Here is a 22,241-nt window from a genome sequence, read left to right on the forward strand (position 1 = left end):
CCGATTGACCGCTACCCGAACCAAGAGCCACGCCATGACGCCAACTGATACTTCTCCGTCCAAGACCTTCGATGTCGATGCCGCGCTTGCCGCACTCGAATCGGCGCTGGCGCCGGTGGTTGCGGCCGATCCCGACGCGGTGATGATTGGTGTAGAAACCGGCGGTGCCTGGCTCGCCGAACGACTGCATGCCCATTTCGCGCTCGCCGCACCGCTGGGCACGCTCAACATCAGTTTCTATCGAGACGATTTCTCTACCATCGGCCTGCACCCCAGCGTGGGGCCCTCGCGTATCGATGCCGATATCGACGGCAAGACGGTGATCCTGGTCGACGACGTGCTTTATACCGGGCGGACCGTGCGGGCCGCGCTCAACGAACTGTTCGACTACGGTCGCCCTGCCGCGGTGAAACTCGCCGTGCTGGTCGATCGCGGTGCGCGTGAGCTGCCCTTCGCGCCGGACGCGGTCGGCCTGCAGCTGGATATCGCCAAGGGCGAACGCATCAAACTCACCGGCCCCGAGCCGCTGCGTCTGATCATGCAGTGAGCCCGGCGCAGCGCGGCCGCGACGACGGCGAACGCGATCTCGCCCGGCTTTTGAGCGGGCTACGCCCCGAGCGCCAGGCCGGCGTCTATCGATTCGCAAGCGCCGCCCGTATCGACGATATCGACTTCGAGCGAGTGCTGTGTTTCATGCACGAACCCGAGGGCATCTCGATCGTGGCACAGGAATCGGCCGTACCGCCCACGGCCTGCCTCAGCGAGCTGCGCTGCTGCTGGATCACCCTCAAGGTGTACTCGTCGCTGGCCGCGGTCGGCCTGACCGCTGCCGTGGCCGACGTGCTTGCCGAGGCGGATATCGCCTGCAACGTCGTGGCCGGCACGCGCCACGATCATCTGTTCGTGCCGCTGGATCAGGCCGATCAGGCGATGGCCCTGCTTGAGGCACTGCAGCGCCGATCCGCCGCTGGTTTAAACGACGGAGCCCGTTCATGAGCCCGGATATTCAGCTCGATTCCAACGGCGGTCTGCGCCATCTGATCACCACCGAAGGCCTGCCGCGCCCCCTGATCGAACAGATTCTGGACACCGCCGAGACGTTCGTACCGGCGCCCGGCACATCGCCGAAGAAGGTGCCGCTGCTGCGCGGCAAGACGGTGTTCAACCTGTTCTTCGAGAACTCCACGCGTACGCGTACCACGTTCGAGCTGGCGGCCAAGCGCCTGTCCGCCGACGTGATCAATATGGACGTGGCCCATTCCTCGCGCTCCAAGGGCGAGGACGATCTCGACACGCTCTATACCCTGCAGGCCATGGGCGCGGACATCTTTGCCATTCGTCATCCGGAAAACGGCGCGGCCGCGCGTTTTGCCGCCCATGCCGCCAACCACGTCGCCATCATCAACGCCGGCGACGGCAGCCATGCCCACCCTACCCAGGCGCTGCTCGACGTCTTCACCATTCGTCGCCACCGCCCCGATTTCGCCAACCTGCGTGTGGCGATCGTGGGCGACGTACGCCACTCGCGGGTGGCCCACTCCACCATTCATGCGCTGCGCACGCTCGGCACCACCGATATTCGCGTGGTCGGCCCGACGCACTTCCTGCCGGCGGACGCCGATGCGCTCGGCGTAGCGGCCAGCGGCGATATCGCGCACGGCCTGGCCAATGCCGATGTGGTCATGGGGCTGCGCATCCAGCGCGAGCGTATCGAGGGCGATGCCCTGGCCGGAGTCGAGGATTACCACCAGCAGTTCGGCCTGACCGCGGCCAATCTCGCCCATGCGAAAAACGACGCACTGATCATGCACCCCGGCCCCATCAACCGCGGCGTGGAAATCAACGCCGATATTGCCTACGGCCAGCAGTCGGTGATTCTGGAACAGGTGACCAACGGCATTGCGATCCGCATGGCGGTGATGGCGATCATCGCCGGCAACCGCAACGCGCGCTGACCCCTTCGAGGGCGGTTGGCGACGGTCTGACCAGGCGACTTAGAGCGTGCGCCACACGGCCGGGCCCGGCGAGTCCAGCCGCTCGCGAATCGTGGCCAGGGCCCGTTCCAGTGCCTCGCGATCGCTTGCTGCGCTAATACAGATACGAATCGCTTGTGGCGCCGGCTCGCTGCCCACGCAGAACGGCTCCGCGGGCGTCACGCGTACCCCGCTTTCGGCCAGCTCATCGACAAACCCGTTCGCGCGCCGACCGGCCGGCAAACGAAGCCAGATATAAAAACCGTCCGCCCGGCCGCTGTATTTATAGCCGGACAGATACCTTTCGACCAGCGCATGGCGCGCGGCCATTTCCTCGCACTGCCAGTCCAATAGGCGATCGGCATCGCCGCTCTCGATCCAGCGACAGACCAGGCTGGCGATCAGCGGCGGCGGCATCCAGCTTTGGTTACGCAGTGCTGCGGCCATGCGCGAGCGTAACGTCGCCGGTACGCGAATGACGCCCGATCGCATGCCGCCACCGAGCATCTTGGCTACCGAAAACAGATAGACCGTACGCTCGGGCGCGATTTGATAAAGCGGCGTCGCCCGCTCGCGGATGTATTGAACGCCGTCCTCTATCAGCCAGAAATCGCGTTCGCGGGCGAGCGCTACGAGCGCCTGACGGCGCGACTCCGACAGGGCCACGGTGGTCGGATTCTGATGCTCGGGCATGACATACAACGCCGCGAAGGGCTGGCGTTCGTGGCGCATGGCCAGCGCGTCGATATCGATGCCCTGTTCGTCGTGCTCGACCGCGACCGTGCGTATGCCCAGCTGCTGGGCAACGCTGATGAGGCCGGGATAGGTGAGCATCTCGGCGGCCAGGCGTTCGCCCGGCGCGAGCAGGGTCGACAGGCTCAGAAAGATCCCGTTCATGCCACCCTGGTCGATGAGCAGCTCATCGGCGGCCATGGGCAGGCCCAGCTGCGTGAGCCATCGTGCATAGACGCGACGGTGCATATCCAATCCGCCTTCGGGCTGATAGTCCATGGCATGCGTGAGCGCCGATACGTCGATCTGCAGCGCGGCCATGGCACGACCCAGCCCCTGCGCGCGCAAGTCACAGGGTGGCGGCAGGGACAGCGACAGATCGACTTGCCCGGCATCACCCTCGGGTCGAACGTGCGTGAATGTGTCCGGCACCGAGGCGCACACATACGTACCGCTGCCTACACGGGCCTGCACGAAGCCACGCCGCTCCACTTCGGCGTACGCACGCGTAATGGTGCCGGTGGTGACCCCCAGCGCATGGGCCAATCGGCGCTGGGGCGGCAGCTTCTCGGCCTCCGCCAATTCACCGGCGCCGATGGCGGCCACGATGGCATCGGCGACCTGGCGGTAGCGTGGCCCCTCGCCGGTTAGCACGGGCACCCAAATTGTCATGGTGACAATAAAAACATTGACGCTAATCCCATGCGTTATAAAGTTCGAATAAGCGACACAAATCGGACCGAACCGCTACTTTGTACCCATACAATTAAGCAGAAATCATGTTCACGCGCAATACGTTTCGCCGGCATGTCGCCGGACGTCACCTCCGACCCAAGTCATGACCACGTTCAACGGACTGCTATCGATCGCCCTGTTCAGCGTGGCCATGTCCGGCACGCCGGGGCCGAACAACCTGATGCTGACCGCCTCGGGCGCGCGCTATGGCTATCTCCGTACACTGCCCCATATCGCCGGCATCCTCGGCGGCTGCGTAGTGCTGTTCATGGCTATCGCGCTGGGGCTGGGCGCCGTATTCGAACGCTACGAAAGCGTGCAATGGGTATTGCGGCTCGCCGGCAGCGCCTATCTGCTCTATCTGGCCTGGCGTATCGCCACGGCGCCCCCGCCGAATCTAGATACGACGCATTCCGCGCGGCCGCTCAACGCGTGGGAGGCCGCCGCCTTTCAGTTCGCCAACCCCAAGGCCTGGATCATGGGACTGACGCTGACGGCTTCATTCCTACCCGCCGAGGGCTCGCTGATGGTTAACGCCCTGTTGCTGGCGCTGCTCATGGAAGCCGTTGCCTTTCCCTGCGTGTCCTTCTGGGCGTTGTTCGGTCGTACGCTGGGCGCGCGGCTGCGCTCGCCCCGGTCGTGGCGGGTGTTCAACGCGCTTATGGGGGCGCTGACCGCGGCCTGCGTGGTGCTGATCTTCAGCGACTAGGTACGGTGTGCTGGCGGGCTGCTATACGATCGGCGGCTCGCCCGATTCGCCGCGGTCGTCGAAACCGTCCGGTTCATTGTCGGACTGGTAGGCCTCGACCCGGCTGGCCAGCTTCTGGGCGCCCTTGACGCGGGCGACGTGGTACAGAGCGTCGCCGGCATGGGCCAGCGGCAGGTAGGAGCGCCCGATCACGATGCCGGGGTGCTCCGAGGTCACGGCCACTTCGGTTTCGCCGAACGGGTCGGCAATATAGGCCAGAACCTGGTCCTTGCTGACGTACTCGCCGAGCTCGACCAGCGAACGCAGAATGCCGGACTCCGGGGCACGCTCCCAGTTGGAATCGAGGGCAACCACCGATTTGTGCGGCGCGCGTTTGCCGCGCATGGGCAGCATACCCAGTTCGCGCATCACGCCGGAAATGCCGCGTACGCCGGCACGAATGGAAAACTCGTCGAAGCGCAACGCCTCGCCCGCCTCGTAGAGCAGCAGAGGCACGCCCTTTTCGTTGGCGTGCTCACGCAGCGAGCCTTCACGCAGGCTGGCATCGATGAGCAACGGGCAGCCAAAGGCCTCGGCCAGCCGGCGGGTTTCGTCGTTGGACAGATCGGCCCGAATCTGCGGCAGATTGGCGCGATGGATGGCCCCGGTGTGTAGATCGATGCCGTAGTCGGCCTTGGCCAGAATCTCGTCGACGAAGACCTTGGCCAGGCGCGAGGCCACCGACCCCTTGGCCGAGCCCGGGAACGAACGGTTGAGATCACGCCGATCCGGCAGGTAGCGCGAGTGGCGCAAAAAGCCGTGTACGTTGACGATCGGCACGGCGATCAGCGTGCCGCGAATCTGTTTGAGTCCGCGCAGCTTGAGCAGTCGTCGGATGATTTCCACACCGTTGAGTTCGTCGCCGTGTACCGCGGCCGAAACGAACAGCGTTGGCCCCGGGCGCCGACCCCGGATGACGTTGACGGGCATGGTGAGCTTGGCGTGGGTATAGAGATCGGTCACCGGCAGATCGATCGTCGTTCGCGTACCGGCTTCGATGGTCTGACCGCCAATTTCAAGTGCGTCGAAGGCGCGATACTCGTCGGCAGCGGTTTGTTTTTTGTTGTCGTCGCTCATACGCAGGCTCGATATTCCTATTGATTCGGCACCCGGCAGCCGAAATTTTCAGCAGTTGTCGACGCCCATCGAAAAACGGCAGCGCCGAGAACGCTGCCGTTTTCTATATCGCGGCTCGCAGCAGGGCGATAATCAGCCGCCGCCGCGAGTACGGGTCTTGCCGCGTTTGGAGTAGGTTTCGATAAAGCCGATGATCTGGCCGGCCACATCCTTGCCCGTGGCCGTCTCGATGCCTTCCAGCCCGGGGGAGGAATTGACCTCCATGACCACCGGACCGTGGTTCGAACGCAGCAGGTCCACACCGGCCACGTTGAGGCCCATGATCTTGGCGGCGCGCACCGCGGTCGAACGCTCTTCCGGGGTGATCTTGATCACCGACGCGGAACCGCCGCGATGCAGGTTGGAGCGAAACTCGCCTTCCTTGCCCTGGCGTTTCATCGACGCCACGACCTTGTCGCCGATCACGAAACAGCGCACATCCGCGCCCTTGGCTTCCTTGACGAACTCCTGCACCAGAAAGTGCGCATCCAGGCCACGAAAGGCGTCGATGACCGACTCCGCCGCACCGCGGGTTTCGGTGAGCACCACGCCCTTGCCCTGGGTGCCTTCGGTGAGCTTGATCACGTACTGATTGCCGCCCACAAGCTCAAGCAGATCGTCGGTGTCGTCCGGGGAATGCGCAAAACCGGTCACCGGCAGGCCAATACCCTTGCGACACAGCAGCTGCATGGAGCGCAGCTTGTCGCGCGAGCGTGAAATCGCCACGGATTCGTTGAGCGGATAGACGCCGATCATCTCGAACTGGCGTAGCACCGCTGTCGCATAGAACGTAATCGAGGCACCGATACGCGGGATGACCGCGTCGAAGCCTTCCAGGCGCTTGCCCTTGTAATGAATTTCCGGCGCATGCGGAACGATGTTCATATAGCAGCGCAGCGGGTCGATCACCGTGACCTCGTGACCGCGCGACTTGCAGGCCTCGATCAGACGACGCGTGGAATAGAGGTTGCGGTTACGCGACATTATTGCAATTTGCATAGCGATCAGCCTTCCGGCGGCCGGCCGGTGATAAAGGAAGCGAGGGGGTCGACCCGAAGATAGCGCATGGCCGTTCGACCGAGCAGCATGCGGAACAACATTGTATCGCGCGCGGTCAATGTAATCTCGATTGGCCACTCGCGCTGTGCCATGCGCACCGGCGTTTCAATGACGAACCGCCATTCCTGGTGGCCGCCGGAGTCGCGCACGCTGCGCTCGTCCACCACCGACGCGCTGCACCAGGTAATCGTGTCGCTATCGCGCTGAAACGGATGCACGCCAAAACGCGCGAGCTTGGCACCATGCTCGTGGCCCACATCGAGCTGGAAGGTATGCAGTGCCGAGGTGCGGGCGCCGGTATCGATCTTGGCCTTGATCCAGTCAATGCCCAGCTCGGGCAGGCTGACCCATTCGCGCCAGCCGATCACGGCCTTGTCTTCGCTTTCGGACGCGGCGCCCGTGTTGGGCGGTTGCGAACTCATCCACCATCCCGTTTAACAAGGAGCGCCAATCCTCGCCGCAATAGGGCCACTCTGGCAAGGCGCCGTCGCGGCAAGCATTGCTAGAGAGGCTCTGCATAACCTCTCGCGGTTCGCGTTCGAGTGCTCAAATGCGTTGCGACAAGGCGTGCGAGCGCAGCGCCTGCCTCATTGGCAGGTCAAGCGCGGCAACACAGTCGCGGCGTCTGTAAGGCCGAACCCCTTCGTGGCCCGGGCTTTGCGCGCGTTTGATCGGCGCCAGCGTTCGCTACCGTGCACTTGTTATTCGCTTGGGCACGCTACGCTCTCACTTGTCTGCCAAGCGCGCGCAAAGCACCCCGCGCGACCGTGACAGGTTGTGCAGAGCTTGCCTACAGATGCTCGAACGCCATGCGACTTTGCAGATTCTCGCGCGAATCCGCATAGGCCAGCGCCTGTTCCTGACTGATCTGGCCCTCGCGCACCAGCGCCAGCAAGGAATCGTCGAACGTGGCCATGCCTTCGCCGCCGTCGCCTTCCGACATGGCTTCGCGCACCGAGTCGATACGGCCCTGGCGGATGAGATCGGCGATATAGGGCGTATTCAGCAGAATTTCGAAGGCGGCCACCCGCTTGCCGCCCACGCCGCGTACCAGACGCTGCGAGATGATCGCGCGCAGGTTCAGCGACAGATCCATGAACAACGCTTCACGCGCAAATTCCGGAAACAGGGCGATCAGGCGTTGTAACGCCTGATAGGCGTTATTGCCGTGCAGGGTGGTCAGCGCCAGATGCCCGGTACCCGCCAGCTGGATGGCCGCCTCGGCAGTGGCCAGGTCGCGGGTTTCGCCAATCTGGACGACGTCGGGAGCTTCACGCATGGCGCTGCGCACGGCACGCGCGAAATCCAGCGTATCGGTACCCAGCTCGCGCTGATTGACGATCGAGCGCTTGTGCCGATACATGAATTCGATCGGGTCCTCGATAGTGAGGATATGCCCGTTCGCGTTCTCGCTGCGATGGTTGATCATCGCCGCCAGCGTGGTCGACTTACCCGAGCCGGTCGCGCCTACCACCATGATCAGACCGCGCTTTTGCATGGACAGGCGCTTGAGAACGGGCGGCAGGTCGAAGGTGTCGAAATCCGGCACGTTGCCGATATTGCGCAGCACCATCGCCGCCGATCCGCGCTGGCGGAATACGTTGACACGAAAGCGGCCCTGCAGCCCGAAGCGGTAGGCGAAGTCCACTTCGTGATGCTGTTCGTAGTGGGCCTTCTGATCGTCGGTCATGATGCTGAGCACCAGGGCCTCCACGCGATCCGGGGTCAACGGCTCACGGGTCTTGCTCTTGACCGGATAGATTTCGCCTTCCACGCGCAGCATGACCGGCGCATGGGTGGTGAAATACAGATCCGAGGCGTTCTTGTCGATCGCCAGCTGCAGATACGGCTCTACCGCCTCAAGGGCGTGATCGGTGTCGTGCGCGCTATCGCTCATCGCGGTACATCCCCTCGTCGGCGGCTTCGTGTTCTTCATCGTCATGCACCGACAGCGCGTTTACGTCGGCGTCGTCGCGCAGATCCTTGCGTACACGCTTGCTGTTGAGCTTGATGTTCAGGCGCAGCTCGTTTTGCGAGTCGGCATGTCGAAGCGCTTCGCCATAGTCGATTTCGCCGGCTTCGAACAGCTTGAACAGGCTCTGGTCGAAAGTAATCATGCCCTGCTCGTTGCCGCGCGCCATGACTTCCTTGAGTTCGCCGACCTTGCCCTTGAAGATCATGTCGGCCACATGCGGCGTGTTGAGCAGAATCTCCATCGCCGCGCAGCGCCCGCCGCCTTCCTTGCGCACCAGTCGCTGCGACAGAAGCGCGCGCATATTCAGCGACAAGTCCATGAGCAGCTGCTCGCGCCGGGCTTCGTCGAAGAAGTTGATGATGCGATCGAGCGCCTGGTTCGCCGAGTTCGCGTGCAGCGTGCACAGCACCAGATGGCCGGTTTCGGCGAAGTTGATCGCGTATTCCATGGTTTCGCGGGTACGCACTTCGCCTACGAGAATCACGTTTGGCGCCTGGCGCAACGTGTTCTTGAGCGCGTTGTCCCAGGACTGGGTATCCACGCCGACTTCGCGCTGGGTCACGATCGATTTCTTGTGCGGATGCACGAACTCGATCGGATCCTCGATGGTGATGATATGGCCGGCCGCGTTGCTGTTGCGATGGCCGAGCATCGCCGCCAGCGAGGTCGATTTACCCGAGCCGGTCGCGCCGGCCATGATCACCAGGCCGCGCTCGCCCATGACCACGTCCTTGAGCACCGGCGGCAGGCCCAGCGCATCGAAGTCCGGGATTTCGGTATTGATCACGCGGATGACCGCGCCGACCCGGCCCTGCTGCACGAACGCCGAAATACGAAAACGCCCGGACGGTGGCGAAATCGCGAACTGACATTCCTTGTACTCGTCGAATTCGCGGGCCTGGCGATCGTTCATGATCGAGCGCACGATCAGCGACGACTGCTCGTGGGTAAGCGGCCGCTCCATGAGCGGAGATATCTGGCCGTCGTGCTTGATCGCCGGCGGAAAGCCGGCGGTGATGAACAGATCCGATCCGCCCTCGGCTACGAGCCGCTCGAGCAGGACGGTGAGAAGTTTTGTTGCCTGTGCACGATCCATGATCGACGCCCCTAGCTATTGCTGCTCAGCGACTCGCGATTGACCGCCTTGCGGCCGGCCTCGTCGCGGGTCACCACGCCACGGCGCACCAAATCCTGCAGGCACTGGTCGAGGGTCTGCATGCCCGCCGACTGGCCGGTCTGGATCGACGAATACATCTGCGCGATCTTGCCTTCGCGAATCAGGTTACGAATCGCCGGCGTGCCCATCATGATTTCGTGGGCCGCGACACGGCCGCCGGCCTTCTTCTTGAGCAGGGTCTGGGAGATGACCGCGCGCAGCGATTCCGACAGCATCGCCCGCACCATGTCTTTCTCCGCGCCGGGAAACACGTCGATGATACGGTCGATGGTCTTGGCCGCCGACGAGGTATGCAGGGTGCCGAACACCAGGTGGCCGGTTTCGGCCGCGGTCAGTGCCAGCCGGATGGTTTCCAGATCGCGCAGCTCGCCCACCAGGATGGTGTCCGGATCCTCGCGCAGGGCGCTGCGCAGTGCCGCCGCGAAGGAATGGGTGTCGCGCTCGACTTCACGCTGGTTGACCAGGCATTTCTGAGAGCTGTGCACGAATTCGATCGGGTCCTCGATGGTGAGGATATGCCCGAGTTCGGTTTCGTTCTTGTGGTTGACCATGGCAGCGAGCGTGGTCGACTTACCTGAACCGGTCGGCCCGGTCACCAGCACCAGCCCGCGCGGCAGCGCTGCGATATCGCGAAAGACCTTGGGCGCATCCAGCTCTTCGAGCGTGAGCACCTGGGAGGGAATGGTACGAAACACCGCTGCCGCGCCGCGGTTCTGGTTGAACACGTTGACACGAAAACGCGCGAGATTCGGGATCTCGAACGAAAAGTCTGTTTCCAGGTGCTCGTCGTAGGCCTTGCGCTGGCGATCGTTCATGATGTCGTAGACGAGATCGAACACTTCCTTGTGTTCCAGCGGCGGCAGATTGATGCGCCGCATATCGCCGTCCACCCGGATCATCGGCGGCAAACCGCCCGACAAATGCAGATCCGAGGCATTCTGTTTGACCGAAAAGGCCAGTAACTGGGAAATATCCATAGGTCCCCGACGTGCTCCCTGCTAGGCCGGCCGCGTTATCCTAATCCTAACCCAACGCAGCCGAACGAAAACTGTTTCCATGCCGACCGATTCAACCCCATCCATCGCCGACGCCCTCGATCGCGTGCGCGATCGCATTGCCCGGGCGGCCCAGGCCGCGAACCGCGACCCGGCCGATATCACCCTGGTCGCCGTATCCAAGACCAAACCGGTCGACCGCGTACGCGATGCGCTCGACCACGGCCAGCGCGATTTCGGCGAAAACTATCTCCAGGATGCGCTCGCCAAGATCGGCGCACTGACCGAGCGCGAACCTCTCTGGCACTTTATCGGCGACATTCAGTCGAACAAGACCCGTGATATCGCATCAAATTTTGCCTGGGCCCATGCCATCGACCGTTTCAAGATCGCGCGCCGGCTCTCCGATCAGCGCCCGGAAGGCCTGGCGCCGCTGAATCTGTGTATCCAGGTCAATATCGATGCCGAGGCCAGCAAGTCCGGCCTGGCCCCCGACGCCGTCGTCGAACTGGCCGACCAGATCGTCGAACTCGAGCACGTGCGGCTACGCGGGTTGATGACCATTCCCGCGCCCCGCGACGATGAAGCCGGCCAGCGCAAACCCTTTGCCGCGCTGCGCGATCTCATGCAACGACTCAATGACCGCGGCCACGCCCTCGACACGCTGTCGATGGGCATGAGCACCGATCTCGAAGCCGCGATCGCCGAGGGTGCGACGCATGTACGTGTCGGCACCGATATATTCGGCGCGCGCGACCACTGATTTTCAGCGCTTATTCTTTTTCGACATCGCAGCAGGAAAGCTTTAATGGGCAAACAGGACGATCTCAAACGCGCCGCGGCGGAAGCCGCCTACGAATACGTCAACGACGGCGAATATCTCGGCGTGGGCACGGGTTCGACGGTCAACCACTTCATCGACGTGCTCGCCGAGCGCGAGCCGGATATCCCCGGCTGTGTGTCCAGCTCGAAAGCCACCACCGAACGACTGCGCGCAGCCGGCTTCGATGTGGTGGACCTCAACACCGCAGGCGCGCTGGGCGTGTATATCGACGGCGCGGATGAAGCCAACGAGCATCTGGAGCTGATCAAGGGCGGCGGCGGCGCGCTTACCCGCGAAAAGATCATCGCCGGCGCGGCGCGCACTTTCATCTGCATGGTCGACGCCTCCAAGCAGGTCGATCTTCTGGGGCGCTTTCCGTTGCCGGTGGAGGTGATCGAAATGGGGCGCTCGAGCGTGGCGCGGGCCCTGGTCAAACTCGGCGGCGAGCCGGAGCTGCGCATGGGCTTCCTGTCCGACAACGGACACCCGATCCTCGATGTGCATAACCTCGAGATCATGAACCCGATCGAACTGGAGGACGCCATCAACGCCATTCCCGGCGTGGTGACGGTCGGCCTGTTCGCGCGCCGCCCGGCCGATGTGCTGGTCGTGGCCGCCGACGGCGGCGTGCAGACGCACCGGCGCTAGCGCTTGTCGCCCTGCGGCCTGTTAATGAGTAAACAGGCCCTAAGATCCGTCCGGCGCCCGCGGTAGCGTCAGCCGTGCCGACAGCCCGCCGAGCTCGGCGTCTTCAAGCCGCAGGGTACCGGTATAGGCGTCGGCCAGATCGCTGACGATGGCCAGGCCAAGCCCGGAGCCGGGCACGGCCTCATCGAAACGCTGGCCGGGCCGTATCGCCTGGCTGCGCTGCTCGGGGGTCAGGCCCGGCCCGTCGTCGTCAACCTGAACGACCAGCGACGCGGCGCGGGCTGCAACGCGCACCTCGACCACGCCGCGGGCCCACTTGCAGGCGTTTTCCATCAGGTTGCCCAGCATCTGCTCCAGATCGCGCTGCTCGCCGGCGAAACGGATCATGTCGGGCGAATCGATATCGATGACCAGACCGTTGGCGCCGTAGAGGCGTTGCAGCGTGCGTTGCAGCCGGGCCAGCGCCTCGGCCACCGATGTAGCCTGCCGGCTACCGCCCTGCCCGGCGATACGGGTGCGCGCCAGATGCCAGTCGATATGGCGCTGCATGGCCGCGACTTCGTGCTGCAGACGCTCGGCGCGCCGGCTCTGACCGTCGGCGCCCAGGCGGGCCGCCTCGTTACCGATGACCGACAGCGGCGTTTTCAATGCATGGGCGAGATTGCCGGCCTGGCGGCGCGCGCGCTCGATCAGGGTTTCGTTATGGGCCAGCACGCTGTTGAGATCGGCCACCAGCGGCTCGACCTCGAGCGGGTAATCGCCCGACAGTCGGGTCGCACGCGAATCGCGGATCGTCGCCAGCTCGCCGCGCAGCTTGCCGAGCGGGCGCAGCCCCAGGCGCACCTGCAGGGCCGCTGCCAGAATCAGGCCCGCGGCCAGCACGCCGAGTGCGATGAGCGTGGTGCGCCGAAACTCGGCCACCGCCGCGTCCACCGGCGCGAGACTGGCGGCCACGGTCAGACGCAAGGGCTCGGCCACGTTCGGCACGGTGATATTGCGCACCACGGCCAGCAGTGGCGCGTCGCGCGGGCCGGCCAGGCGCACCCGCGCGCCGGTCGTGTCTTTGCCCGGGTCCAGAGTGGCATCCCAGAGCGAGCGCGAATGCAGGCTCACCACGCCATCGCGCTCGATCTGCCAATAGCGCCCGGAGAGGACACGCTGATAGAGCGGGTCGCTCATGGCCACCGAATGCAGCAGTCGGCCCTGGCCATCCACATCGAACTGGGACACCAGCTGAAGGAAATCGGCGTCCAGGCGCCGGACCAGATCGTTTTCCAGATGGTTGCGAAACAGCACCGACAGCAACAGTGCGGTGGTCGCGAGCGCGAGTAGGATCCAGATAGCCGCCCCCAGAAACAGGCGCCGCTGTAGCGACATGCGTGCCATGGATGCTCAGCTACCCGCGCTCGCATCGAAGCGATAACCGAAGCCGCGCACGGTCACGATCGCGTCGTTATCGAGCTTCTGGCGCAGCCGCCGGATAAACACTTCGATCGTATTCGAGTCGCGATCGAAATCCTGTGCATAGATATGCTCGATGAGTTCGCTGCGCGAGACCACTTCGTCGGCATGGTGCATCAGATAAGCCAGCACACGGTATTCGTGACCGGTGAGTTTGACCGGCCGCCCTGCGACCGCGACCCGCGCGCTGCGCGTGTCGAGGCTGACTTCGCCCACCTCGAGCACCGGCGAGGCCATGCCGCTGGCACGACGAATCAACGCCCGCAGTCGGGCCAGCAGTTCCTCCATTCGAAACGGCTTGGCCAGATAGTCGTCGGCGCCGGCGTCCATGCCGTCGACCTTTTCGTGCCATTCGCCGCGGGCGGTGAGGATGAGTACCGGCACATTCACGCCCTCGACGCGCCAGCCGCGCAGCACGCTCAAGCCGTCGAGGCGCGGCAGGCCCAGATCGAGCACGATCGCATCGTATGGCTCGGTGGCACCGCGATAGGCTCCGTCTTCGCCATCGACGGCGATATCCACGGCATAACCCGCCTCGCCGAGCGCCTCTTCGAGCTGTTCGCACAGGGTGGGCTCGTCTTCTACAACCAGCAGTCTCATAGGCACAATTCTTGGAATCAGTCCGGCGTGCCGGGCGGCACGCATTCGAGTGCGTCGAGTCCCTTGCCTTCGGCTTCGAGCAGGCGCAGGTCGGCCGCATCGTATTCAAGTTCGGCGACATCCCCGCCCGGGCCGATGAGCTTGATCTCGTAGGTCCAGCGGCCGTCGTCCTCCTCCAGCTCCATTTCAACGAAGCGGCCGCGACACTCCCGCTCAACCTTGTCGAACAGGCTGCGCAGTGGCGCGATCTTGCCGGCATCACGCGCACGCCGGGCACCTTCGGCATCGACGTCGTCGGCGTGCAGCGCCGCGCTGCCCCCGATCAACAGGCAACCCAGGCACAACCACGGCAAACAGGAAATTAAGGAGCGCGACATGCAGCTATTGTCCGTGCCGCGACGATGAATTGACGATGAACACGCTATTCACAACGTATTCGGAGGCTGGCGACCACACTCGGCGCCGAACTCAACCCAAGGAGGACGCATGTCCCACTTCAACAGCCGTATCGCCACCCTCGCCCTGGCCGCCGCACTGACCGCGGGTCCGGCCATTGCATTCGCCCAGAACGATGCCGGCGCGAGCGCCGATTCGAACATGAAATCGCTCGTCGATGTCGTGCAGATGCTGGAGAGCCAGGACTATACCCAGATCGATGAAATCGACCGCGATATGGATCGCTACGATGTCGAGGCCACCGACCCGGCCGGCCAGCGCGTCGAGCTCACCATCGACGGCAAAACCGGCGAAATCCTGCGCAGCGAACGCGACGACGACTGATTGATCGTCCGGTCGGCGTTCGCGCCGACCTGCCGTGCGTCGGCAGCCCAACCCGCCTGTGCTCAGGCGGGTTTTTTTGTCTCCATTCACAGAGCAAGGACAACGGCTACGGCCCCGAACATGGCACGGCCGGGTAAATCAGGCGTCGACGCGCACCACGCGGAACCCCTGCACCCTCGGTGCAGCTATCGAACAGTCCGCGCGCGGAAATACGGGTTCAGTCAGCGCAAAAACACACCTGTGCACAATACAGCGTTAGAATCCGCTGCCTTTTCTCGAACCCACTGCCGCTGTGACGAACGAACATACCGAGCTCACACCGTCGGCCCCGCTGGCCTGGCTGATGGCCGTGGCCTGCGGCCTGTCGGTCGCCAACATTTATTACGCTCAGCCCCTGCTCGATCTGCTCACCCGCAGCTTCGATATCTCGTCGGCGGGCGCCACCACCATCATCACCGTTACCCAGCTCGGCTATGCCGCCGGCCTGGTGTTCATCGTGCCCGTGGGCGATTTCTTCAATCGTCGTCGGCTGATCGGTGTCGTCTGTCTGGTGACCGCGCTGGCCCTGGCCGCGGCCGCGCTGGCCCCGGCCTTCGGCTATTTCGTGCTGGCCAGCTTCGTGATCGGCCTGTCGGCCACCTCGGCCCAGATCATGGTGCCCATGGCCGCCACCCTGGCCGCGCCGGCCCAGCGCGGTGCGGTGGTCGGACGGGTGATGAGCGGGTTGCTGATCGGCATTCTGCTGGCTCGTGCGTTTTCCGGCATCGTCGCCGATATAGCCGGCTGGCGGGCCGTATTCGGCTGTGCCGCGATCGCCATGCTGGCCCAGACAATCCTGCTCTGGCGGGTACTGCCGAACAACGCGCCGCCGGTGAATACGCTGCGCTACGGCCAGGTGCTGCGCTCGGTGGGCGCGCTGCTGGTCGAGGAACCGGTGCTGCGACGGCGTATCGTCTACGGCGCCTTTGGCTTTGCCGGCTTCACCATCACCTGGACGGTACTGCCCTTCCTGCTCGCTGGCGCGCCCTACAACTACAGTGAAACCACCATCGGCCTGTTCAGCCTGTTCGGCGCGGCTGGCGCGCTGGGTGCATCGCTGGCCGGGCGTTTTCACGACAGTGGCTACGAACGCTGGGCGACCGGCGCTTTCCTGTTGCTCGCCTGCGGCTCGTTCGTGTTCATGGGCTTCAACCCGCATAGCCTGACCGCGATCATCGTCGGACTGCTGCTGATGGATCTGGGCGTTCAGGGCGTGCAGATTCTCAACCAGAGCACGATCTATACCCTGCGTCCGGATGCCCGCAGCCGGATCACGACCGCCTATATGGGCTGTTTCTTTCTGTTCGGCGCGCTCGGTTCGCTCGTCTCGGGCATCGCCTACGAACTCGGCGGCTGGCCGGGCGCGCTCGCGGTGGCGGCCGTACTGGAGGCCAGCGCACTGGCGTTCTGGTGCACGGGCGCAGGCCGCACGACGGCCCGCGCTAACGACGACTGACCGCGCTGCGATCGCGCCGCCGAGCCGTCGGCGATTGCCCCGGTCGCAACCACCCTCTAGCCTTGCGTATTGCATTTCTGCCGTGACCCGATCATGAGCGATTCGATTACCGTCCATGCCGAATGTTTCGGCGAGCTTGCCGCGCTGATGGGCGCCGACACGGTGGCCCTCCGCCTCGGCACGCCGTTCACGCCCGCCCAGCTTATCGACTGCGCACAGCAGCAGTATCCAAGCGCGCGTGATCTGCTCTCACGCACCGCCTGCGCACGCGGCGATACTCTGCTGGCTACCGATACCCCGTTGGCCGATGGCGACAGGGTCGCGCTGATCCCGCCGGTGTCCGGCGGGCAGGCGGATTCACTCCGCCATCTGACCGACGCCCCCCTGGACCTCGACGCGCTGATGGTGGAAACCGCAGACGATCGTTGCGGGGCGCTGGTGGTCTTCGGCGGCACCGTGCGCCTGAACAACGCCGGCCGCGAGGTGGAGTCCATGGATTATTCGGCCTATGGCCCGCTCGCTGCCCGCACGCTGGCCGATATCGAGGCCGAGGCCATGGACAAATTCGAGGCCCATGCCTGCCGGATACAGCACCGTACCGGCCGCCTGGGCCTGGGCGAGGTGAGCGTCTACGTGGTGGTACGCGCCGTGCACCGCGACGCCGCCTTCGAAGCCGCACGCTATGCGCTGGAAGAACTCAAGGCACGCGTGGCGGTATGGAAGAACGAATTCTATGCCGACGGCAGCAGCGCCTATCTCGAGGGCAAGGAAGTGCCCCAGCCGGAACGCCCGCGCGATGCGGATACCGCCCGTGAATCAGGACCACAGTCATGAAAGATGTCGGCATGAAGCCCGAGACCCTGCGCTCGGCGACCGCTACAACGAGTTTCCATGCGCCCGGCCATTGCCTGCAGCGTATCGCCGATCGCGACACCGAAAAAGGCGACCCCCAGGCCAGTGCCCGTATTGCCGGCATTCTCGCCGCCAAGCGCACGGATGAGCTGCTGCCGCTGTGTCACCCGCTGCCCATCCATGCCGCCGAGGTGCATTTCCATATCGAGGCCGAGCGCGTGGTGATCGAGGCCGAAGTCCATACAATCGGCCCCACCGGCGTGGAAATGGAAGCCCTCACTGCCGCCAGCATGGCCGCGCTTACGCTTTACGACATGCTCAAGCCCTATGCCGAGGCCGAAGAGCTGGCCATTGGCGAAACGCGGCTGCTCGACAAGACCGGTGGCAAGAGCCACTTCACGCGAACGCTCAAAAAACCGTTGTCGGCGACCGTACTGATGGTCTCGGACCCGGTGGCCGACGGCCACAAGCCGGATACCGCCGGTCGCCATGTGCTCGAAGGCCTGGAGAAAGCCGGCTTCGCGCCGGTCGACTATCAGCTGCTGCACGACGATGAAACACAGGTCCGCAAAGCGCTCGACGCCGCGATCGCAGCCGACGCCCAGCTGATCGTCACAGTCGGTGGCACCGGCATCGGCCCGAAGGACCGGGTGGTGGAAGCGGTCGAACCGTTGTTGACAACGCCCATGCCGGGGCTGATGGAAGCGGCCCGTGCCTTCGGCCAGCGGCGTACCCCCTATGCGGTGCTCTCGCGCGGCGTATCCGGCTTTGCCGGCAATTCGCTCGTGCTGACCTTCCCGGGCAGCCGCTCAGGCGCACAGGAAACGCTGGCCGCGCTGCTACCCAGTATCGTCCATGTGCTGGAAATCCATCAGCGCTTCGCCGCTCACGCCGGCTGAGATCGACTGACACGGCGCGGCCAGGAACCCGCCACCCCGGCGCCTGCGGTTGCTGCGCATTAGAGTCCGCCCAGCCGCTCCCACGCCTGTTCGGCCAGGGCCAGACTCTTGACCACGGCATGGATGGTCTGGCCCGGGGCAAGGACCAGCGCCTCGGCCGATCGCCGGGTGATACGGGCTTCCAGCGGTTGCTCGCCCACCCGCATATGGACATTCACTGCATAGTCGCCGTCGGCGACGAGCTGTTCGATACGGGCTTCGAGCACGTTCAAGGCGCTGATATCCTGCGGGCGCTGGCGCGCCAGCATGACGTCGCGTGCCCGTACGTGCAGGGTAATCGCAGACCCGGCCGGATGCGCCACATGCGGCACGAACAAAGATTGCCGACCGCAGACGAGCTCGGTCAGCCCGTCGCCGGGCCAATGCGCGATGATTTCAGCGCGCAACAACACCCCGGCATCCCCGGCCTGCTCGGCGCCCAGCAGCGACGGCTGTGCCAGAAACTCGGCGGTCGGACCGCTGAACGTCACCCGGCCGTCGCGAACGGCCACAACCCGCCGATTGGCCAGGCGCAGCAATTCGTCCAGCTGATGGCTCACGAACACGATCGGCAGCTCGGACTCCGCGCTCAGACGTTCGATATACGGCAGCACTTCCTGGCGACGTGCAACGTCCAGCGAAGCCAGGGGTTCGTCCAGCAGCAGCATGGCGGGGTTCGATAATAATGCCCGGCCGATGGCCACCCGCTGCTGTTCGCCCCCGGACAAGCCGGTAACGCGGCGATTGAGCAGCGGCCCGATATCGAGCATGTCGACCACCTGGCGGAAACGCGCACGACCCGGTTTTTCGCGTGCGAACCAGGCCCCGTAGCCCAGGTTGTGGCGCACGTTCAGATGCGCGAACAGGCGTGCGCGCTGGAACACGTAGCCAATACGACGCCTGTGCGCCGGCACGTGCACCCCGGCCCGGCTATCGAATACGCAGCGCCCGGCCAGTTCCACTCGGCCCAGGTCGGGCCGCACCAGCCCGGCGATGATACGCAACAGACTGCTTTTGCCCGCGCCCGAGGGCCCGAACAGACCGGTCACTCGGGCGTCGCTTTCGAAGGCGCATTCGAGGGTGAAATCGCCCTGGCGATGCGTTATATCGACCGAAAGCGTCACGGCGCCGCCTGCAGCCGCTTGACCCGGCGCGCGATCAATTCGGATGCGACAAGCGCCGTCAACGACACGGCGATGGAAACAATAATGAGTTGCGCGGCCCGGCTTTCGCCACCGGGCACCTGAATAAAGGTATAGATCGCGATCGGCAACGTACGTGTCTCGCCGGGAATATTCGATGCAAAGGTAATGGTCGCGCCGAACTCGCCCAGGGCGCGGGCAAACGCGAGTACCAGCCCCGCGATCACGCCCGGCAACGCCAGCGGCAAGGTGACGGTCAGCGCTACCCAGATGGGCGAAGCGCCGAGCGTGGCCGCGGCCGCTTCGACGCGGTTATCGATGGCTTCCAGCGACAAGCGAATGGGCCGTACCAGCAAGGGGAAACCCATGATGGCGCCCGCCAGAGCCGCACCGGTCCACTTGAACGCAAAAACGAGCCCGAAGGTATCCGCGAACCAGCCCCCGACGAGACTGTTGCGGCCAAGGCCCACAAGCAGCAGATAGCCAGTGACTACCGGCGGCATGACCAACGGCAGATGTACGAGCGCGTCGACAACCATCTTGCCGCGCCACTGCGAGCGCGCCAGAAACCAGGCCACGGCCAGTGCCAGCGGTAGGCTCACCACGACCGCGGTCGTGGCAACCCATAAACTCAGCGTTAGAACCTCGAGTGTGGCGGCATCGAACATTTAATCGCTGACATCGCTTGCCACGACGTCGAAACCCCAACGTTGGAAAATCGCCGCGGCCTCGTCCGTACGCATGAACGAAAGCAGATCTTCGGCCGCCGGATTGTCGACATCGCGAACAAGCGCTGCCGGGTAGACGATCGGATCGTGACTATCGTTCGCGAACTCAGCCACCACACGTACGTTTGCCTCGGCGACCGCGTCGCTGGCGTAGACCACACCCAGCGGCGCTTCGCCACGGGCGACCAGCGCAAGCGCCGCGCGTACGTCATCCGCCTGGGCGATATGGCCCTGGAGCGACGGCCACAGACCCAGCTTCTGCAGTGCCTGGCGGCCATAAATCCCGGCAGGCACCGCGTCGGTATTGGCCATGGCGAGATAGCCTGCCTTGCCGAGCGCTGCGCGAAGATCCGTATTGCGCGTAAGCTCCAGCGCGGTGTCGCTATCGCGTGGCGCCACCAATACGAGCGTATTGCGCAGCACATCGAAGCGTGACGCCGGCTGTATCGCGCCTGTGTCTTCGAGACGATCCATCCAGCGTTGATTGGCCGAGACATAAATATCGGCCGGTGCGCCCTGTTCGATCTGGCGCGCGAGCGTGGAGCTGCCAGCATAGCTCACCCGGACCTCGGTACTGTGGCTCCGCTCGTAGGCATCGACGACGCCGTCCATCGCATTCTTCAGACTCGCCGCCGCAAAAACCAGAACGCGATCGTTCTGGGCAAACGCCGTTGCCGGCAACACGACGAGAGCGAGCGAAAGCATTAAAGCGCGCACGCTCAGATGAAGGCTGAAAGTCGAGTTCACTGTTTCTCTCGTCTGGGCTGAACGGGTTGACAACGCCTATCTCGGCGATCTTTATTACCAAGCATCGAACATCTCATTTCATTGCATTACAAATGCTTGCGGCCAGTAGTCACTTACAGGCCTGATCGGGCGTGGCTGCGTGTAATTTCGGATATCGTGTCGGCAGCGACGCACCTAGTATCCGTCCTAGCGGCGTCGACGACGTTCAGCCGTCGTTCGAAAAACCGCCTATACGCTGGCTTTCCAGACATTTATTTTCAGTCTGGTAAAGAACACCCCCGAGGAGTTGCAGTATGCGTTCCATCAAGAATTTTACCCCGTCCGTATTGACCGCGCTTGTGTTCGCCGGTGCCGTCACCCTGACGCCCGCGGCCTTCGCTGCCGAAACCGGTAGCAGCACCGACAGTGGCATGTCCACTGAAGCCGGCATGAGCAGCGACGATGGCATGGCCGTGGAAAGCGGCGCATCCAGCAGCACCAGCATGAGCGGCGAGAACAGCGCTCGCGACGACAGCTACGGCAGTGACGAGGACCAGCAGAGCGGCGAAGATTACAACGCCGACCAGTCCAACGAGGGCACGATGTCCAACGACAACGGCATGCAGGGTCAGGGCTCGATGTCGGATGACGGCGCAATGGGCAGCCAGGACACCATGTCCGGTGGTAACACCATGGGCGACGGCAACAGTGTCGACGGCGACAACGCCCAAGGCGAAAGCGACCCGACCAGCTCCGGCGAGCTCAATCAGCAAAGCGATTCGAACATGTAATCGAAGCGCGTAATGATCCACAGCGATCATGCTTGCGAAAGGCAGCCTCCATGGCTGCCTTTTTTATGGACACGATCGAAACACGCACGCCAATCGCGCCGCAGTCATGCAACCGATGAGCCGGCGATTACGTTCAATAGAAGATAGCGCTCAGACATGCGCCCTATTCAGAGCGCTACACATAACAACCACTACAGCGCCGCACGACCCCTTAGCCCGGAGCGGCGTTTTCGTTACCGAGGAGATGAAAGTGACCCCATTGCAAAACCGCTATATCCGCCTGACCGGAGCCCTTGTTTTCGCCTGTTCACTCGGCTGGGGCGCTAGCGTGCTCGCCATGGACGACGACACCATGGCCCACGACAACGCCGCCATGTCGCACGACAGCGAATTGAGCCACGACCAACCCATGAGCGATGACAACATGGCCGCCGACCCCGGCGCGGACGGGCCCCAGGGCGACTCCACTTATCAGAATCAGCTCAACCCGACCGACAACCCGTCGCACGACAGCGAAATGGGCCACGACCAATCCATGAGCGATGACAACATGGCCGCCGATCCCGGCGCGGACGGCCCGCAGGGCGACTCCACCTATCAGAATCAGCTCGACCCGGCCCACAACCCGTCGCACGACAGCATGAATCGCGATACTGATATGGGCGGCGACAGCATGCACAATCAGCACGATGACAACGATATGTAAGCGTACTCGCGCCGTGCCTGCCGATGCCCCCTGGCAGGCGC

The 22,241-nt window shown here is 64.0% G+C and carries 25 protein-coding genes; 12 read left to right on the forward strand and 13 right to left on the reverse strand.

From position 1 onward, the window contains the following. Positions 1-34 precede the first annotated feature (34 nt). Genes pyrR through ABNU97_RS01510 form a run of 3 tightly spaced genes read left to right on the forward strand, consistent with a single transcriptional unit; the run spans position 35 to position 1,955 of the window. Positions 35-547 carry a bifunctional pyr operon transcriptional regulator/uracil phosphoribosyltransferase PyrR gene (pyrR, locus tag ABNU97_RS01500; protein WP_348764978.1) on the forward strand — a complete coding sequence of 171 codons (513 nt, stop codon included), beginning with the start codon at positions 35-37 and terminating at the stop codon, positions 545-547. After that, positions 544-996 carry an ACT domain-containing protein gene (locus ABNU97_RS01505; RefSeq protein WP_348764979.1) on the forward strand — a complete coding sequence of 151 codons (453 nt, stop codon included), beginning with the start codon at positions 544-546 and terminating at the stop codon, positions 994-996. The genes pyrR and ABNU97_RS01505 overlap by 4 nt, the downstream gene beginning before the upstream one ends. Beyond that, positions 993-1,955, forward strand: a complete 963-nt coding sequence (locus ABNU97_RS01510) for an aspartate carbamoyltransferase catalytic subunit (RefSeq protein ID WP_348764980.1) — start codon at positions 993-995, stop codon at positions 1,953-1,955. The genes ABNU97_RS01505 and ABNU97_RS01510 overlap by 4 nt, the downstream gene beginning before the upstream one ends. Before the next feature lie 39 nt (positions 1,956-1,994). On the opposite strand, the gene ABNU97_RS01515 is transcribed toward ABNU97_RS01510, so the two are convergent. Beyond that, a complete protein-coding gene (locus ABNU97_RS01515; RefSeq protein WP_348764981.1) occupies positions 1,995-3,377 on the reverse strand; it encodes a PLP-dependent aminotransferase family protein in 1,383 nt (460 codons plus the stop codon). Between the two features lie 166 nt (positions 3,378-3,543). On the opposite strand from ABNU97_RS01515, the gene ABNU97_RS01520 reads away from it, so the two are divergent. After that, positions 3,544-4,149: a LysE family translocator gene (locus ABNU97_RS01520; RefSeq protein ID WP_348764982.1), complete on the forward strand. Its 606-nt coding sequence runs from the start codon at positions 3,544-3,546 to the stop codon at positions 4,147-4,149. 21 nt (positions 4,150-4,170) lie between these two features. On the opposite strand, the gene ABNU97_RS01525 is transcribed toward ABNU97_RS01520, so the two are convergent. From ABNU97_RS01525 to ABNU97_RS01550, 6 genes are all read right to left on the reverse strand, one after another. After that, positions 4,171-5,265: a succinylglutamate desuccinylase/aspartoacylase family protein gene (locus ABNU97_RS01525; RefSeq protein WP_348764983.1), complete on the reverse strand. Its 1,095-nt coding sequence runs from the start codon at positions 5,263-5,265 to the stop codon at positions 4,171-4,173. A gap of 132 nt (positions 5,266-5,397) precedes the next feature. Next, positions 5,398-6,303 (reverse strand): 30S ribosomal protein S6--L-glutamate ligase, encoded by a 906-nt coding sequence (gene rimK / locus ABNU97_RS01530; RefSeq protein WP_348764984.1) that lies wholly within the window; start codon positions 6,301-6,303, stop codon positions 5,398-5,400. Between the two features lie 5 nt (positions 6,304-6,308). Next, a complete protein-coding gene (locus ABNU97_RS01535; protein WP_348764985.1) occupies positions 6,309-6,785 on the reverse strand; it encodes a RimK/LysX family protein in 477 nt (158 codons plus the stop codon). A 368-nt stretch (positions 6,786-7,153) separates the two neighbouring features. Further along, the gene (locus ABNU97_RS01540; RefSeq protein ID WP_348764986.1) at positions 7,154-8,260 is read right to left on the reverse strand and encodes a PilT/PilU family type 4a pilus ATPase; all 1,107 of its coding nucleotides are present in this window, start codon (positions 8,258-8,260) and stop codon (positions 7,154-7,156) included. Beyond that, complete coding sequence (locus tag ABNU97_RS01545; protein WP_348764987.1) at positions 8,250-9,434, reverse strand: PilT/PilU family type 4a pilus ATPase; 1,185 nt, start codon at positions 9,432-9,434, stop codon at positions 8,250-8,252. The genes ABNU97_RS01540 and ABNU97_RS01545 overlap by 11 nt, the downstream gene beginning before the upstream one ends. Before the next feature lie 11 nt (positions 9,435-9,445). Further along, positions 9,446-10,492, reverse strand: a complete 1,047-nt coding sequence (locus ABNU97_RS01550) for a type IV pilus twitching motility protein PilT (protein WP_348764988.1) — start codon at positions 10,490-10,492, stop codon at positions 9,446-9,448. 79 nt (positions 10,493-10,571) lie between these two features. On the opposite strand from ABNU97_RS01550, the gene ABNU97_RS01555 reads away from it, so the two are divergent. Continuing rightward, positions 10,572-11,273: a YggS family pyridoxal phosphate-dependent enzyme gene (locus ABNU97_RS01555; protein WP_348764989.1), complete on the forward strand. Its 702-nt coding sequence runs from the start codon at positions 10,572-10,574 to the stop codon at positions 11,271-11,273. A 45-nt stretch (positions 11,274-11,318) separates the two neighbouring features. Beyond that, positions 11,319-11,981, forward strand: coding sequence for a ribose-5-phosphate isomerase RpiA (rpiA, locus tag ABNU97_RS01560; protein WP_348764990.1), 663 nt, complete (start codon positions 11,319-11,321; stop codon positions 11,979-11,981). Positions 11,982-12,020: 39 nt separating this feature from the next. Here rpiA and ABNU97_RS01565 read toward each other — a convergent pair whose 3' ends face one another. The 3 genes from ABNU97_RS01565 to ABNU97_RS01575 are packed head-to-tail and all read right to left on the reverse strand — an operon-like array spanning position 12,021 to position 14,419. After that, the gene (locus tag ABNU97_RS01565) at positions 12,021-13,367 is read right to left on the reverse strand and encodes a sensor histidine kinase (protein WP_348764991.1); all 1,347 of its coding nucleotides are present in this window, start codon (positions 13,365-13,367) and stop codon (positions 12,021-12,023) included. 6 nt (positions 13,368-13,373) lie between these two features. Next, on the reverse strand, positions 13,374-14,042 hold the full coding sequence (locus ABNU97_RS01570) for a response regulator transcription factor (RefSeq protein WP_348764992.1): 669 nt from the start codon (positions 14,040-14,042) through the stop codon (positions 13,374-13,376). A gap of 17 nt (positions 14,043-14,059) precedes the next feature. Continuing rightward, positions 14,060-14,419: a peptidase gene (locus tag ABNU97_RS01575; RefSeq protein ID WP_348764993.1), complete on the reverse strand. Its 360-nt coding sequence runs from the start codon at positions 14,417-14,419 to the stop codon at positions 14,060-14,062. A gap of 109 nt (positions 14,420-14,528) precedes the next feature. On the opposite strand from ABNU97_RS01575, the gene ABNU97_RS01580 reads away from it, so the two are divergent. From ABNU97_RS01580 to moaCB, 4 genes are all read left to right on the forward strand, one after another. Continuing rightward, positions 14,529-14,822: a PepSY domain-containing protein gene (locus tag ABNU97_RS01580; RefSeq protein WP_348764994.1), complete on the forward strand. Its 294-nt coding sequence runs from the start codon at positions 14,529-14,531 to the stop codon at positions 14,820-14,822. A 292-nt stretch (positions 14,823-15,114) separates the two neighbouring features. Next, the gene (locus tag ABNU97_RS01585) at positions 15,115-16,317 is read left to right on the forward strand and encodes an MFS transporter (RefSeq protein WP_348764995.1); all 1,203 of its coding nucleotides are present in this window, start codon (positions 15,115-15,117) and stop codon (positions 16,315-16,317) included. A gap of 93 nt (positions 16,318-16,410) precedes the next feature. Beyond that, positions 16,411-17,151, forward strand: coding sequence for a molybdenum cofactor biosynthesis protein MoaE (locus ABNU97_RS01590; RefSeq protein WP_348764996.1), 741 nt, complete (start codon positions 16,411-16,413; stop codon positions 17,149-17,151). After that, positions 17,148-18,068 (forward strand): bifunctional molybdenum cofactor biosynthesis protein MoaC/MoaB, encoded by a 921-nt coding sequence (gene moaCB / locus ABNU97_RS01595; RefSeq protein ID WP_348764997.1) that lies wholly within the window; start codon positions 17,148-17,150, stop codon positions 18,066-18,068. The genes ABNU97_RS01590 and moaCB overlap by 4 nt, the downstream gene beginning before the upstream one ends. 59 nt (positions 18,069-18,127) lie before the next feature. Here moaCB and modC read toward each other — a convergent pair whose 3' ends face one another. From modC to modA, 3 genes are read right to left on the reverse strand one after another with little or no spacing between them, the layout of a single operon-like run. Further along, positions 18,128-19,231, reverse strand: a complete 1,104-nt coding sequence (modC, locus tag ABNU97_RS01600; protein ID WP_348764998.1) for a molybdenum ABC transporter ATP-binding protein — start codon at positions 19,229-19,231, stop codon at positions 18,128-18,130. Next, positions 19,228-19,917, reverse strand: a complete 690-nt coding sequence (gene modB / locus ABNU97_RS01605) for a molybdate ABC transporter permease subunit (protein WP_348764999.1) — start codon at positions 19,915-19,917, stop codon at positions 19,228-19,230. Before modB ends, modC begins: the two co-directional genes overlap by 4 nt. Further along, positions 19,918-20,682 (reverse strand): molybdate ABC transporter substrate-binding protein, encoded by a 765-nt coding sequence (gene modA / locus ABNU97_RS01610; RefSeq protein ID WP_348765025.1) that lies wholly within the window; start codon positions 20,680-20,682, stop codon positions 19,918-19,920. Positions 20,683-21,017: 335 nt separating this feature from the next. Between modA and ABNU97_RS01615 the strand changes: the two genes are divergently transcribed. Together ABNU97_RS01615 and ABNU97_RS01620 are read left to right on the forward strand one after the other, a co-directional pair. Next, positions 21,018-21,494: a hypothetical protein gene (locus tag ABNU97_RS01615; protein WP_348765000.1), complete on the forward strand. Its 477-nt coding sequence runs from the start codon at positions 21,018-21,020 to the stop codon at positions 21,492-21,494. A gap of 250 nt (positions 21,495-21,744) precedes the next feature. Then, positions 21,745-22,200, forward strand: coding sequence for a hypothetical protein (locus ABNU97_RS01620; protein WP_348765001.1), 456 nt, complete (start codon positions 21,745-21,747; stop codon positions 22,198-22,200). The last annotated feature ends 41 nt before the right edge of the window (positions 22,201-22,241 follow it).

Source organism: uncultured Salinisphaera sp., assembly GCF_964012375.1.
Classification (GTDB): Bacteria; Pseudomonadota; Gammaproteobacteria; order Nevskiales; family Salinisphaeraceae; genus Salinisphaera.